The sequence below is a fragment of the Methylobacterium guangdongense genome (assembly GCF_038442355.1).
Classification (GTDB): domain Bacteria; phylum Pseudomonadota; class Alphaproteobacteria; order Rhizobiales; family Beijerinckiaceae; genus Methylobacterium; species Methylobacterium guangdongense.
In genome coordinates this window covers 25435-39307 of record NZ_JBBXMX010000005.1, presented here as the reverse complement: position 1 = coordinate 39307, position 13873 = coordinate 25435, and the positions used below count along the sequence as shown (strand labels likewise).

Sequence of the window (13873 nt, the reverse complement as noted above, 5' to 3'; positions counted from 1 at the left end):
AGCGGCTGCGGGCCTGCGTATCGGGCCCGCGGAGCCCGCGTATCATGGCCCACAGCGCAACCGCCGGAACCGCGCCCGGAATCCCGCTCCGCTTCGCCGTGGAGGCGATGGCGAAGGCGCTGTTTGCCGCCTTCATCTTCTTCGCCTGCTTCGCGTTCTCGGACACGTCGCCCTACGACGCGGTGGCGATCCCCACGATCGTCCTGTGGCTCTGCCTCGGCGTGCGCCTGCACCGGGGGGCGGTGCCGCTGGTGGCCCTGCTGCTCCTCTACCTCGCGGCGATCGTCTGCGCGCTGCTGCCCTACCTCAACGAGGAATTCCCGGTCACCTGGACGATCCAGCTGATCTATCTCGTGATCACCTGCATCTTCTTCGCCGTGTTCTTCGCGGACGATACCCACGCCCGGATGGAGCTGGCGCTCAAGGCCTATACGGCGAGCTGCGTGTTCTCGGCGGCGCTCGGCATCGTCGGCTACCTGCAATGGCTCGGCATCGAGGACCTGTTCTACAAGTACGACCGGGCGTCCGGCACCTTCCAGGATCCGAACGTGTTCGGCTCGTTCCTGACGCTCGGCGCCCTCTACCTGATGCACGGCCTGCTCACCGGCTCGTCGCGCCGGCCGCTCGTCTCGTTGGCCGGCCTGCTGATCATCGTGGCCGGCATCTTCCTGTCGTTCTCCCGCGGCTCCTGGGGCGGAAGCGCCGTCGCGGTGCTGCTGATGGTCGGCTCGGTCTATGCGGGCAGCACCTCGGTACGCCTACGCCGCCGCATCGTGCTCCTCACCCTCGCGACTCTCGTGCTCGGCACCGTGGCGGTGATCGGCCTGCTCTCGGTCGATCACGTTCACAAGATGTTCGAGACCCGCGCGGCGCTGACCCAGGATTACGATCAGGGCGAGACCGGCCGCTTCGGCAACCAGATCCGCGGCCTCGCCATGCTGCTGGAGCGCCCGTTCGGGATGGGGCCGATGCACTGGCGGCTGGTCTTCGGGCTGGAGCCGCACAATTCCTACATCGGCTCCTTCGCCAACGGCGGCTGGCTCGGGGGGGCGGTGTTCATCGGGCTCGTGCTGACGACGGGCTTCGTCGGCTTCCGCCTTCTGGTGCGGCCGTCGCCGTTCCGGGCGCACGCCCAGATCGTCTGGCCGGCTCTGCTGATGTTCTTCCTGCAGGCCTTCCAGATCGACATCGAGAAGTGGCGGCACGTCTACATGATGCTCGGCATGGTCTGGGCGCTCGAAGCCGCGCGGCTGCGCGTGGGTCGGCCGCATCGGCGCGCGCTTGAAACGCGGTCCCGGGCGGGCCATCCCTCGCCCCGGGCCAGCGGATCGCCGGTCGGGGGTTCGCATCCGGAGGCCGTCACGTGAGCACACAGCCGGATAGCGAGACGCAGCGGCTCGCGGCCCTTCAGGCCCTCGGCATCCTGGGCACCGCGCCCGAGCCGCATTTCGACGCCGTCTGCCGCACCGCCCGCCGCCTGTTCGGGGTGCGCACCGCCCTCGTGAACTTCATCGACGCCACGGCGCTGTGGCCGAAGACGCCCTGCATCGACCTGCCGGGGGCGATCCCGCGCGCGGACGGCATCTGCGATCACACGATCCGCAGCGACGCCCTGCTGGTGGTGCCCGATGCCCAGGCCGACCCGCGGTTCCGCGCCATGCCGGGAGTCGCCGCCGGGGGCTTCCGCTTCTACGCGGGCCTGCCGCTGAGCCTGCGGCCGGGCCTGCGGATCGGCACCTTCTGCCTCCTCGATCCGGAGCCCCGCGACGGCCTCTCGGAGGACGAGATCGCGACCTTCCGCGACCTCACCGACATCGTCCTCGCCCACCTCCGGCTCACCGAGGCCAATGCCCGCCGGGGCCGCGAGATCGAGCGGGCGGCGATCCGCGAGGCCCTGATCCGCGAGCAGCACCGGGAGATCAACGCCCGCGCCCGGGCCCAGGAAGCGGCCAACCAGCAGCTGACCATGGCCGAGCAGCTCGCCGGCGTCGGCAACTGGCGGGTAGATCTCGCCGACGGCCGGCCGGTCTGGTCGGCGAGCCTCTACGCGATCGCCGGACGCGATCCCGGGGCGCCGCCGCCGCGCCTCGACGCCTTCGCGCAGCTCTACCACCCCGACGACCGGGCGCGGCTCGAGGCGATCGTGGCCGACGCGATCGCGCGCCGGGCGAGCTTCGACTTCGAGGCCCGGCTGCTGCGGCCCGGCGGCGAGATCCGCCACGTGGTCGTGCGCGGCGTCTGCCGCGAGGACGGGGACGCGGCCCGCCTCGCCGGCGTGCTCATCGACGTGACCGAGCGCCGCCGCGCCGAGGACGAGGTGCGCCGCAGCGAGCTGCGCTATCGCGGCCTCGCCGAGACCCTGCCGATCCTCATCTGGACCATGCGGGTCGGCGACGGGCAGGCGACCTACGCCAACGCGCAGTTCCAGGCCTATTACGGGCCGATCGGGTCGGACCGGGCCCAGCGCCTCGCGCGAAACCATCCCGACGACGCCGCCGCCATGGAGGCGGCCTGGACCCGGGCGGTCGCGACGGGCGAGGGCTTCAGCGGCCAGTGGCGGATCCGGCGCCACGACGGCGTCTACCGCTGGCACAAGGTATCCCTGGTCCCGATCCGCCTCGATCCCGCGGACGGCGCCGTGCTGGAATGGCTCGGCACCGCCCTCGATGTCGACGACATCGTGACGGCTCGCCTCGCCGTCGAGGAGGCCCGCGGGCTCCTGGGGATCGCCCTCGACGCCGCGGAGGCGGGCACCTGGGACTGGGACATGCGCACCGGGCTCGCCAACCTGAGCCCCGAGAGCGCGCGCATGCACGGGCTGCCGGAGACCGGCCTGACCCACACGATCACCGCCGCCGACTGGACCGGGCTGCTCCATTCCGAGGATGTCGGCGACGTCTGGAACGAGATCCGGCGGGCGGTGGAGACCTCGACGCCCTACGCGGCCGAGTTCCGGGTGGGCGATCGCTGGCTCTACGCCCGTGGGCGGACCGTGTTCGGGCCCGAGGGGCAGCCGCAGCGCATGGTCGGGCTCCACCTCGACATCACGGAGCGCAAGGCCGCCGAGGCGGCCCTGCGGACGGCCACGCGCGATGCGGAAGCCGCCCGCGCCGAGGCCGAGCGGGCGAGCGCGGCCAAGAGCGAGTTCCTGGCCGCCATGAGCCACGAGATCCGCACGCCGCTCAACGGCATCCTCGGCTATGCCGACCTGCTGCTCGACGAGGGGCATCTCGGCAACGAGGACCGGCGCCGCCTAGAGCTGATCCAGAGTTCGGGCGCGGCGCTCCTCACCGTCGTCAACGACATCCTCGATTTCTCCAAGATCGAGGCCGGCGAGCTGACCCTCGATCCGGTCGGCTTCCCGCTGGTCTCCACCGTCGACGCCGCGGTCTCGATCGTGCGCGGCAGCGCGATCCGGAGCGGCCTCGCGATCGAGGCCCGGATCGACCCGGCGCTTCCGGGTCACGTGGTCGGCGATCCCGGCCGCCTGCGGCAGGTGCTGCTGAACCTCCTCAACAACGCCGTGAAGTTCACCCCCGCGGGCTCCGTCACCCTGACGGTGCAGCGGGAGGGCGCGGGCACCGCCCCCGACGGCAGCCCCGGCGACGTCATCCGCTTCGCCGTGACCGATACCGGCATCGGCATCGCGCCGGCCCAGCAGGACCGGCTGTTCAAGCGCTTCAGCCAGGTGGACGGCTCGATCAGCCGGCGCTTCGGCGGCACCGGCCTGGGACTGGCCATCTCCCGCCATCTGGTGACGCTGATGGGCGGCGCAATCGGCGTCGAGAGCCGCGAGGGTCAGGGATCGACCTTCTGGTTCCGCCTGACCCTGCCGCGGAGCGCCGAAGCGGCCGCAGGTCAAGCTGTGCGCGAGGCGCACGAGAGCGCCCGGCCGCGGGCGCAAGCCACCGCCCAAGCGCCCGCCACGGCACAGCAGGACGCCGCGCAACTGCGCCTGCTCCTGGTCGAGGACGTGCCGCTCAACCAGGAGCTGGCCTGCGCGGTGCTCGAATCGCAGGGCTACGCCGTCGAGGTGGCGGGCGACGGGGCCGAGGCCATCACGGCGGTCGCCGCCGCGGTCGCGGGCGGCCGCCCCTACGATCTGGTTCTGATGGATGTCCAGATGCCCCGGGTCGACGGGCTGACCGCCACCCGCCGCATCCGCGCCCTGGCGCCGCCGGCCTGCGATATCCCGATCGTGGCCATGACGGCGAACGTGCTGCCCACCCAGATCGAGGAGCTGCGCGCGGCCGGCATGGACGACTACGTCGGCAAGCCGTTCCGCCGGGCCGATCTCTTCGCCACGATCAGCCGCTGGTCGGCGCCCGGCGCCCGTCGACCGGTACGGGCGGAGGAGTCGAACCGGGCCGCGCAGGTCGATGCCGCCATCCTCGACGCCGCGGTGCTCACCGAGATGGAGTCGAGCTTCGGGGCGGATCGGGTCGGCGCGCTGCTGGATCTCCTGGCGAACGAGCTGTCCGAGCGGTTCCGGCCGAGCGAGACCGACCGGCTTCAGATCGCCCACGACGCGCACGCCCTCGTGGCGGCGGCGGGGCTCCTGGGCTTCGTCGGCCTGTCGAGCCTGTGCCGGGAGGTCGAGGCGGCCGCCCATGCGGGGGCCGACCTGATGCCGCTGATCCGGCGCCTGGAGGTCCAGCGGGCGACGGCGTTGCGCGCGATCCGCCAGCTGCGCGCGGCCTGAACGCCCGCCCGGGCGCCTTCAGGCCGACCGCGCCAGCGGCACCGCGAGGCCCGCTCCGCCGCTGCGGACCGGACCGGACCGCGCGAGGTCGTCCACGGCCGTCAGGATGCCCGCCATGGCGTCCCGGCTCGCGAAGGCCGCCTGGAGCGCGCCGGCGCGCTGCCGGAACGTCGGCTCGGTGAGCACCCGGGTCACCGCCTCCCGCAAATCATCCGGGCTCGGCGCGTTGGTGGCGAGGTTGATGCCGGCGCCGGACCAGCCGACGCGGGCATTCACCTCGGCCTTGTCCTCGGTGAGGCCGGCCGAGACGATCGGCACCCCGGCGGCCAGCGCCTGGCTGACGCTGCCGTAGCCGCCGTTGGTCACCAGCACGCTGACCCGCGGCAGCAGATCGCGGAACGGCAGGAAGCTGGCCACCCGCGTGTTGGCGGGGATCGGCCCGCGCAGGGCCGCGACCGGCCGTCCGCCTGTGGTGGCCAGGACGAGGCGATCGTCCCGGTCGGCGAGCGCCGCCAGGGCCGGCTCGACCAGCTCGCCGAAATCCGCGTTGGCCAGCGTCCCCTGCGTGACCAGCACGACGGGTTTGCCGGCCGCGTTCGCGGCCTCCAGGTCCGGCCACCAGTCCGGCAGGGGCGCCGGTGGGGTGGGCGGCTGCAGCAGCCCGATGAAGCGCAGGCCCGGGGGCAGCGTGCCGTAATCGTATTCGAAGCCCGGCACCGTCGGCTGGAGGAACAGGTCCGGCAGCACCACGATGGAATGCGGCAGGGAGGCCGGCAGCGGCGGCAGGCCGAGCCTGGCGAGTTCGCCGTCCGTGTAGGCCCGCACCGGGTTGGTGAAGGCCGCGTCCATGCCGGCCTTCAGGGCGGCGTAGCGGATCCGCTCGGCCCGGTCCCGGGCGGGGGGCAGGCCGAGGCCGACCGGGGCGTGGTCCGGCCGATCCAGGAACAGGAAGCTGACATTGACGGTCACGATCGGCGGCCGCGGCGCCGCGTCGAGGAGCAGGGGCAGCACGCCGAGGAACAGGCTGCCGGCCACGATCACGTCCGGCGCCTCGTCGGCGATCAGCCCGCGCAGCACCTCCGCCTGACCCGGCATCGGATCGATGAAGCGCCGCTGGAACTCGCGCCGGTAGCGCTCGGGGCCCGCCGGCAGCCCGGTTTCCCGGAAGGTGGCCGAGCCGTTGTCGGCGTAGGCGGTGAAGCGCAGGCCCGCCGCCTCGATCTTCTCGCGGAACAGCGCATCGGACAGCACGAGCACGTCGTCGCCCCGCGCGGCGGCGGCGCGGCCGACGGCGAGCAGCGGGTTGATGTGGCCGGTGAGCGGCGTTGCGGCGATCAGGATCTTCATCGGGGCCTCCTTGGGCGATGCCAGCGTCACCGGCCTCGCCCCCGTCGGGGTTTTGGCGCCGTCTCGATCGGGCGCCCCGGGCGCGATCGTGCGCCGGTGTCGGAGGGAAAATCGCCCGCCGATCCATCTGGTTACGGGGCGTGAACGGCTTCGTGCGGCAGCGCACCATCGGCGCGTGCCGTGCCGGCCGGATCGCTCCGCTCCGCTCACGGGGCCGACGTTGCCGGCGCCCTGAGCCGGAACCCGGCTCACGCCACCACGATCACCCGGTTCGGCAACTCGTCCGGATCGTCGGGCCCGGCCGGCAGGTGCTCCGCCAGACAGGTGCCAATGGCCTCGATCGCCGCCGTCAACCCGGCCTCGATCTCACCCCGCCCGAGGGCCGCGATGAGGTCGGCCAGGATGCCGTCCCAGGCGGCGGGCGAGACTTCACGCAGCACGCCGAGGTCGGTGACGATCTCCGCGTGCCGCTCGGCCAGCGACAGGTAGAGCAGCACGCCGGTGCGGGATCGGGTCAGGCTCAGGCCCCGGGACCAGAAGGCCCGCTGCGCCGCCTCCCGGGCGCGGGCGCTGCGCAGGCTGCGCGGCACCAGGGCGAGGCGCAGCCGCTCGCTCTGGCTCGCCAGCAGGATCGCGGCCACGAGGGCGGCCTGCGCCAGCGCGATGGCGGCCGGCCCCCAGGGCGTCAGCGCGATCAGCGGCCAGGGCAGGATCAGGGCCGCCACCAGGATCGCCAGCAGGACGAGCGAGCGGTAGGCGCCCGCCCGCGCGCTCACCATCACGACGATCTCGCCGGACGTGCCGGCTTCGGCCCGCGCCACGACCCGGGCGAGGCGGGCGCGCACCTCCGGAGTCAGCGCCTGGCTGAGGCTACCAGCCATCGGATGCCCCTCCGCCGCCCGATGAGCCGCCCCCGCCGGAAAAGCCGCCGTCGAATCCGCCCGACGAACCGCCGAAGCCGCCGTCCGAGAAGCCGCCGCCCCAGCCGCCCGATCCGGGACCGGGCAGGATCACGATCCCGCCGCCCCGCCTGCCCCGTCCGCCCCGGTTGCCGAGCCGGGCCATGCGCCACGCCACCGTCACCACGATCAGGAGCAGGATCACGAAGATCGCCACCTGCAAGGGATCGGCCGCGTCGTCCTTCGGCTGCGGCGCGCGCTGCCATTCCTGCGCGTCCCGCGACAGGATCGCCAGGATCCCGTCCACGCCCGCGTCGAGCCCGCCGAACCAGTCGCCGGTCTTGAAGCGCGGCGTGATCGCGCTCGCCGTGATGGTGCGCGACTGGGCGTCGGTCAGCGCGCCTTCGAGGCCGTAGCCGACCTCGATGCGGACCTTGCGCTCCTGCGGCGCCACCAGGAGCAGGACGCCGTTGTTGGTTTTGGCCTGCCCGAGCTTCCAGGCCCGGAACAGGCGGTTGGCGTAGTCCTCGATGGTCGTGCCCTGGAGGTTCGGCACGGTCGCGACCACGACCTGATCCGAGGTCTTGTCCTCGTGCGCCTTCAGCTTGGCTTCGAGCGCGTGGCGCTGGTCCGGCGTGAGGAGGCCGGCCGCATCGACGACGCGGCCGGTGAGCGTGGGGAAGCTCAGCTCGGCCGCGAGCGCCCCGACCGCGTAGAACGCCAGGCAGGCCGCGATGACGGCGAGCGCCAGGGCGAGCCGCACCCGGACCGGGATGTTTCGGCTCACGGACGGTCCCTAGAACTTCACGTTCGGCGGCCGGTCGGCATTCGGCGTCGCCGTGAAGGTCTCCATGGGCTTGGCGTCGGGATAGAGGAACGCCGCGATCCAGCGGCCCGGGATCGTGCGCACCTCGGTGTTGTAGGCCTGGACGGCCGTGATGTAGTCGCGCCGCGCCACCGCGATGCGGTTCTCGGTGCCCTCAAGCTGCGATTGCAGGGCCAGGAAGTTCTGGTTCGACTTCAGGTCGGGGTATTTCTCCACCGTCACCAGCAGGCGCCCGAGCGCCCCGGAGAGCTGGTTCTGTGCGTCTTGATAATCCTTGAACTTCTGCGGGTCGCTCACCGTGGAGGCATCGACCTTCACGCTCGACGCCTTGGCGCGCGCCTCGGTGACGCCGATCAGCACGTCCTTCTCCTGCTGGGCGTAGCCCTTCACGGTCTCGACGAGGTTGGGGATCAGGTCGGCCCGGCGCTGGTACTGGTTCTGCACCTCGCTCCAGGAGGATTTCGCCTGCTCCTGCAGGGTCGGCACCCGGTTGATCGCCCCGCAGCCGGACAGGCCGATGGCCACGAGGACGAGCGAGAACACGCCGAGGAGCCGCGCCGCCGCGGAAGGCTGGCGCGGGGCGCCGGCCGTCAGTGTCGTCATCATTCCGTCCCCTGTCCGCCGGGGCAGGCCCGGCCCATGGATGAGGAAAGCAGCAGAACCCGATTCGATCCGTCGAGGTAAGCCCCACCCCCTCATGAAGCATGGGGAGACTTGGACAATCGGGGGCAACACAGAGCCGCCCTGCACGTTTGGGACGTCGAGGTCCGTTCCGCGGTCGCGTTGCGATCGGGGCCGCCCTCGGTTCTTGTGTTCGCGGCGCGGGCCCCTGCGCCGGAGCGGCGTCCCTCGGGGCGGAGAGCGCCCGAAGGGGTGCTGGGAGGCCGGAGATGGATGCAGTGCTCGCCGATCACGTCAGGGCCGCCAGCGCCGTCGCGCGGCGCCACGCGCTGGCCTTCCAGGCGCCCTCCGGCAAGGACGCATTGCCCTGGTCGGTGATCGAGGCCTACGACGCGCGGGTGCGCGGCCATGTCGAGCGCGATCCGCGGATCGAGGACGAGCGCGACCGGGTGCTGATCGCCGCCGTGAAGCTCGCCGAGACCCCGGTCGAGGAGGGCGAGGACACCATCGCGGCGGCCCGCGCGCATCTCGTCGACGCGATCGCGTATCTGGAGCAGGCGGTGATGCGCTTCGGCCGGGTCAACCGGCAGGGGGCGAAGCTCGGCTACGGCAGCTACGGCCAGCCGGTCGGTTCGCCGGACTGAGCGGGCCGGGTCATCCGATGTCCGCAGGCCCGCCCGTCGCGGCGACCCTGAGCCGCCTCGATCTGAAGACGCTGCGCCTGTTCGCGGCGATCTGCGCGGAGGGCACCCTCAACGGCGCGGCGCGGCGGGCGGCGATCGCCCCCTCGGCCGTGAGCAAGCGGCTCGCGGAGCTGGAGCACGCGCTGGGCTGTACCCTGCTGGTCCGGGAGCCCCGCGGCATGCGCCTGACCCCGGCGGGCGAGACGCTGCTGCACCACACCCGCCGCATGCTGGCGAGTGCCGAGCAGATCGCCCTGGAACTCGCCGAGCATGCCCGCGGGGTGCGCGGCTTCGTGCGGGTGTTGGCCAACCTCTCGGCCATCGTGGAATTCCTGCCCGAGGATCTGCAGGCGTTCCTGGCCGCGCAGGGCGGGATCCGGGTCGATCTGGAGGAGCGCCCGAGCGGCGGCGTCGTGGCCGGCGTCGAGGAGGGGCTCGCCGATCTCGGCATCTGCGCGGGCGGCACCGACACGCGCACGCTCACCGCCTACCCGTACCGGGCCGACCGGCTCGTCCTGGTCATGCCGGAGAACCACCCGCTCAGCGACCGCGCCAGCATCGCGCTGGCCGAGACGCTCGACTACGACCATGTCGGGCTCCACGTGGAGAGCTCGATCTACGCGGCCCTGCGGGACGAGGCCCGGCGCCTCGGCCGGCCGCTGCATCTGCGCATGCACGTGCCGAGCTTCGACGCGATCTGCCGGATGGCGCAGGTCGGGATGGGGCTCGGGACCGTGCCGGAGCACGTCCACGCCCTGCTCGGGCCGTCGATGCGGCTCGCCGCGGTACCGCTCACCGACCCCTGGGCGCAGCGCATGCTGAGCCTCGTCGTCCGCCCCGGCCTCCTGCCGCCGGCCGCCCGACTCCTGCTCGACCATCTGCGCGCCGCGGAGGGGTTGCGTTCTTCCCAAGAGAACGCACGGTGATGGATGGCGTTTGGACTCCAAGTCTTCGTGCGCAGTAATCAGTCATCAACAAAATATGGAGGAGAGAATGTCCGGTCCGCTCAGCGGTATCCGTGTTCTCGAACTCGGTCAGCTCATCGCCGCGCCCTTCGCGACGCGGCTGATGGCCGAGTTCGGCGCCGAGGTCATCAAGGTCGAGCCCCCGGGCGAGGGCGACCCGCTGCGCAAGTGGCGCAAGATGCACGAGGGCACCTCGCTCTGGTGGTACCTGCAGTCGCGCAACAAGAAGTCGATCGCGGTCAATCTGAAGAGCCCCGAGGGCCTCGACGTCGTCAAGCAGCTCGCCGCGAGCGCCGACGTGGTGGTCGAGAATTTCCGCCCCGGCGGCCTTGAGAAGCTCGGCCTCGGCTGGGACGTGCTCTCCGCCCTCAACCCCAACCTCGTGATGGTGCGGATCTCCGGCTACGGCCAGACCGGCCCGTATCGCGACCGGCCGGGCTTCGGCGCCATCGGCGAGTCGATGGGCGGCATCCGCTTCACCACCGGCAGCCCGGAGGCGCCCCCCGCCCGGGTCGGCGTCAGCATCGGCGACACGCTCGCCTCGCTCCACGGCGTGATCGGCGCCCTGATGGCGCTCCTGAGGGTCAAGACCGGCCAGGGCGCCGGGCAGGTGATCGACGTCTCGCTCGTCGAGAGCGTGTTCAACGTGATGGAGAGCCTCGTCCCCGAATACGACCTGCTGGGCGAGGTCCGCACCCGCACCGGCGGCGCGCTGCCGGGCATCACCCCGTCGAACACCTATCCGACCCGCGACGGCGGCTACGTCGTCATCGCCGGCAACAGCGACCCGATCTTCCGCCGCCTGATGGCGGCGATCGGCCGTCCCGACCTCGCGGACGACCCGGCTTTGCGCAACAACGCGGGGCGCTCGCAGCAATCCGCGATGCTGGACGGCACGATTGCCGACTGGTCGAAGACCAAAACGGTCGAGGAGGCGCTCGCCGTCCTAGAGGCCGCCGACGTGCCGGCGGGCCGGATCTACTCGGTGGCCGACATCGTGGCCGACCCGCACTATCAGGCCCGCGACATGATCCTCCAGGCGGAGCTGCCCGGCGGGACCCAGGTCAAGATGCCGGGCATCGTGCCGAAGCTGTCCGACACCCCGGGCGAGATTCGCTGGCAGGGCCCGGCCCTCGGCGCCCATACGGATGCGGTGCTCGGCGAACTCGGCCTCGACCCGGAGCGGATCGCGGCCCTGCGCGCGAAGGGAGCGGTGGCATGAGCGGCGACGCGATGATCGTCCAGGAGGTCGCCACCCGCGACGGCTTCCAGATCGAGCCCGTCTTCGTACCGACGGACGAGAAGATCCGCCTGGTCGATGCGCTCGCGGAAGCCGGCTTCAGCCGGATCGAGGTCTCGTCCTTCGTCTCGCCGAAGGCGGTGCCGGCGCTGGCCGACGCGGCCGAGGTCTTCGCCGGGATCCGGCGCCGGCCCGGCACCGTCTACGTCGCCCTGGTGCCGAACCCGAAGGGTGCCGAGCGGGCGCTCGCCGCCAAGGTGGACGAGATCAACCTCGTGGCCTCGGTGAGCGAGACCCACAACCGGGCCAATATGGGCATGAGCCCGGCCGACTCGATCGCGGGCTTCGCGCGGATCATGGATTCGATGCGCGGCGCGCCGGTCAGCACCAACGCCACGGTGGCGACCGCCTTCGGCTGCCCGTTCGAGGGCGACCAGCCGGTCGACAGGGTCGTCGCGCAGGTGGAGCGCTACCTGTCGCTCGGCGTCGACGGGGTGACGCTCGCCGACACCACCGGCATGGCCAATCCCCGGCAGGTGGCGCGCCTGGTCGCGCGGGTGCTGCCGCTGGTCGGCGCCGGGCGGCTGACGCTCCACTTCCACAACACGCGCGGCCTCGGCCTCGCCAACGTGCTGGCGGCCTACGACACGGGCGCCCGGCGCTTCGACGCGGCGCTCGGCGGCCTCGGCGGCTGCCCGTTCGCGCCGGGGGCCACCGGCAACATCTGCACCGAGGATCTCGTCAGCATGGCGCACGAGATGGGCCTGCCGACGGGGCTGAACCTGGAGGCCCTGATCGGCCTGTCGCGGGACCTGCCCCGCCTCGTCGGGCACGACGTGCCGGGCCAAGTCGCCAAGGCCGGACGCCCCTGCGACCTGCATCCGGCGCCCGCGAAGGCGGCTTGAATTGGAGAGCGACATCTCTGACGGACGCAACGCGCCCCCTCTCCCGTGCGGGAGAGGGTTGGGGTGAGGGACCAGAACTCTCAGGATCGAGCGTACCACTGAAGCGCCGACAGGTCGCGCCGCCTCCGGAGAGTTCTCCTCCCTCACCCTGTCCCTCTCCCGCACGGGAGAGGGGACCCACGCCCGGTCCGGCGAAGAGAGCCTCACGATCGCGGGTCGTGAGGCTGCTCGCCCAAGATTGATTCTGCGGGAAGCCGCCCACCGCGAAGGCGGCACCGCTCCCCCAAGTCCCAAAAAACGGAGGAAATCCATGACCGCAGCCCTGTCCGGGTCACCGACCGCCGTCGAGGCGGGCGCGGTGACCGAGAACGCCATCGTCCGCAAGGTCGCGTGGCGGCTCATGCCGCTGATCATGATCTGCTACATGTTCGCGTTCTTCGATCGCATCAACATCAGCTTCGCCAAGTTCCAGCTCCAGAGCGACCTCGGCTTCAGCAACGTCGCCTACGGGCTCGGCGCGAGCATGTTCGTGGTCGGCTACGTGATCTTCGAGGTGCCCTCGAACCTGTTCCTCTACCGGGTCGGGGCGCGGCGCTGGATCGCCCGGATCATGATCTCCTGGGGCATCGCCACCGCGCTGATGATCTTCATCCGCAGCGAGTGGCACTTCTACGCCCTGCGCTTCCTGATCGGCGCCATGGAGGCGGGCTTCGCGCCGGGCATCCTCTACTACCTGACCCTCTGGTTCCCGGCCTCGCATCGCGGCCGGATCACATCGTTCATGTTCGTGGCCTCGGCCTTCTCGGGGATCTTCGGGGCGCCGGTGGCGGGCCTGATCCTCGGCGGCCTCAACGGGGTCGGGGGGCTGGCCGGCTGGCAATGGCTGTTCCTGGCCGGCGGCCTGCCCTGCCTCGTGCTCGGCCTGCTCGTGCTGGCCCGCCTCGACGACCGGATCGCCGACGCCAAGTGGCTGTCCGAGCCCGAGAAGACGCTCCTGTCGAGCCGGATCGCGCATCACAACAAAGACATCGGCGACCACTCGCTCCTCGGGGCGATCCGGCAGCCGGGCTTCCTGATGATCGGGCTGATCTACTTCCTGCTGCAGATCGGCTCCTACGGCCTGAACTTCTGGGGGCCGGACCTGATCAAGACCGCGAGCGGCGGGCAGGCGTCCTCCGTCGGCTTCCTGACCGCGATCCCCTACATCTGCGGGGCGATCAGCATGGTGGTGATCGGGCGCCTGTCGGACGCCTCGGGCGAGCGGCCGAAATTCGTCGCCGCCCTGGCCGTCGCGGCGGCGCTCGGCTTCTTCGGCGCCGGCCTGTTCGACAAGCACATCGTGCCGCTGATGGTCGCCCTGGCGCTGCTGGGGGCCGGCATCGTCGCCTCGATCCCGACCTTCTGGACCCTGCCGGCCAAGCTCGTCACCGGCGTCGGCGCGGCGGGCGGGATCGCGCTGATCAACACCCTCGGCCAGTTCGGCGGCATCGTCAGCCCCGTGATGGTCGGCTGGGTGAAGGATTTCACCGGCTCGACCACCCCCGCCCTCTACGGCATCGGCGTGCTCTGCCTCGTCGCCGCCGCGCTCGCGCTGTTCGCCCTGCCGGCGAGCCTGCGCCGGAGCGACCGCGCCCCGTGAGGGGCAGCCGCGGGCGCCCCGGGCCGACCGGTCGGGGTGCGCCCGC

At 72.0% G+C, this 13873-nt stretch carries 11 protein-coding genes; 7 read left to right on the top strand and 4 right to left on the bottom strand.

What is annotated here, in order from left to right; genetic code table 11:
- The first annotated feature begins 44 nt into the window (after positions 1-44).
- Complete coding sequence (locus AAHG09_RS12070; RefSeq protein WP_342107456.1) at positions 45-1367, top strand: O-antigen ligase family protein; 1323 nt, start codon at positions 45-47, stop codon at positions 1365-1367.
- Positions 1364-4702 (top strand): PAS domain-containing protein, encoded by a 3339-nt coding sequence (locus tag AAHG09_RS12065; protein WP_342107455.1) that lies wholly within the window; start codon positions 1364-1366, stop codon positions 4700-4702. Before AAHG09_RS12070 ends, AAHG09_RS12065 begins: the two co-directional genes overlap by 4 nt.
- An 18-nt stretch (positions 4703-4720) precedes the next feature.
- Here the strand turns inward: AAHG09_RS12065 and AAHG09_RS12060 are convergent, their stop codons facing one another.
- The 4 genes from AAHG09_RS12060 to AAHG09_RS12045 all read right to left on the bottom strand — a co-directional run bounded on the left by AAHG09_RS12060 (position 4721) and on the right by AAHG09_RS12045 (position 8380).
- Positions 4721-6049, bottom strand: a complete 1329-nt coding sequence (locus tag AAHG09_RS12060) for a nucleotide disphospho-sugar-binding domain-containing protein (RefSeq protein WP_342107454.1) — start codon at positions 6047-6049, stop codon at positions 4721-4723.
- A 248-nt stretch (positions 6050-6297) separates the two neighbouring features.
- Positions 6298-6930: a TPM domain-containing protein gene (locus AAHG09_RS12055; RefSeq protein ID WP_342107453.1), complete on the bottom strand. Its 633-nt coding sequence runs from the start codon at positions 6928-6930 to the stop codon at positions 6298-6300.
- Positions 6920-7735, bottom strand: a complete 816-nt coding sequence (locus tag AAHG09_RS12050; protein WP_412760029.1) for a TPM domain-containing protein — start codon at positions 7733-7735, stop codon at positions 6920-6922. The genes AAHG09_RS12055 and AAHG09_RS12050 overlap by 11 nt, the downstream gene beginning before the upstream one ends.
- Before the next feature lie 9 nt (positions 7736-7744).
- Positions 7745-8380, bottom strand: a complete 636-nt coding sequence (locus AAHG09_RS12045) for a LemA family protein (protein WP_342107452.1) — start codon at positions 8378-8380, stop codon at positions 7745-7747.
- 284 nt (positions 8381-8664) lie between these two features.
- Here AAHG09_RS12045 and AAHG09_RS12040 point away from each other — a divergent pair, with 284 nt between their 5' ends.
- The 5 genes from AAHG09_RS12040 (at position 8665) to AAHG09_RS12020 (ending at position 13827) form a co-directional block, all read left to right on the top strand.
- A complete protein-coding gene (locus tag AAHG09_RS12040; RefSeq protein ID WP_342107451.1) occupies positions 8665-9039 on the top strand; it encodes a hypothetical protein in 375 nt (124 codons plus the stop codon).
- Between the two features lie 17 nt (positions 9040-9056).
- A complete protein-coding gene (locus AAHG09_RS12035) occupies positions 9057-10004 on the top strand; it encodes a LysR family transcriptional regulator (RefSeq protein WP_342107450.1) in 948 nt (315 codons plus the stop codon).
- Between the two features lie 67 nt (positions 10005-10071).
- Positions 10072-11265 (top strand): CaiB/BaiF CoA transferase family protein, encoded by a 1194-nt coding sequence (locus AAHG09_RS12030; protein WP_342107449.1) that lies wholly within the window; start codon positions 10072-10074, stop codon positions 11263-11265.
- On the top strand, positions 11262-12188 hold the full coding sequence (locus AAHG09_RS12025; RefSeq protein ID WP_342107447.1) for a hydroxymethylglutaryl-CoA lyase: 927 nt from the start codon (positions 11262-11264) through the stop codon (positions 12186-12188). The genes AAHG09_RS12030 and AAHG09_RS12025 overlap by 4 nt, the downstream gene beginning before the upstream one ends.
- Before the next feature lie 310 nt (positions 12189-12498).
- Complete coding sequence (locus AAHG09_RS12020) at positions 12499-13827, top strand: MFS transporter (protein WP_342107445.1); 1329 nt, start codon at positions 12499-12501, stop codon at positions 13825-13827.
- Positions 13828-13873 lie beyond the last annotated feature (46 nt).

Bases quoted from the DNA above. Each gene is read 5' to 3' on its own strand.
- AAHG09_RS12055 (WP_342107453.1), bottom strand. From the start codon at position 6,930: ATGGCTGGTAGCCTCAGCCAGGCGCTGACTCCGGAGGTGCGCGCCCGC.
- AAHG09_RS12030 (WP_342107449.1), top strand. From the start codon at position 10,072: ATGTCCGGTCCGCTCAGCGGTATCCGTGTTCTCGAACTCGGTCAGCTC.
- AAHG09_RS12045 (WP_342107452.1), bottom strand. From the start codon at position 8,380: ATGATGACGACACTGACGGCCGGCGCCCCGCGCCAGCCTTCCGCGGCG.
- AAHG09_RS12035 (WP_342107450.1), top strand. From the start codon at position 9,057: ATGTCCGCAGGCCCGCCCGTCGCGGCGACCCTGAGCCGCCTCGATCTG.
- AAHG09_RS12060 (WP_342107454.1), bottom strand. From the start codon at position 6,049: ATGAAGATCCTGATCGCCGCAACGCCGCTCACCGGCCACATCAACCCG.
- AAHG09_RS12025 (WP_342107447.1), top strand. From the start codon at position 11,262: ATGAGCGGCGACGCGATGATCGTCCAGGAGGTCGCCACCCGCGACGGC.
- AAHG09_RS12020 (WP_342107445.1), top strand. From the start codon at position 12,499: ATGACCGCAGCCCTGTCCGGGTCACCGACCGCCGTCGAGGCGGGCGCG.
- AAHG09_RS12040 (WP_342107451.1), top strand. From the start codon at position 8,665: ATGGATGCAGTGCTCGCCGATCACGTCAGGGCCGCCAGCGCCGTCGCG.
- AAHG09_RS12070 (WP_342107456.1), top strand. From the start codon at position 45: ATGGCCCACAGCGCAACCGCCGGAACCGCGCCCGGAATCCCGCTCCGC.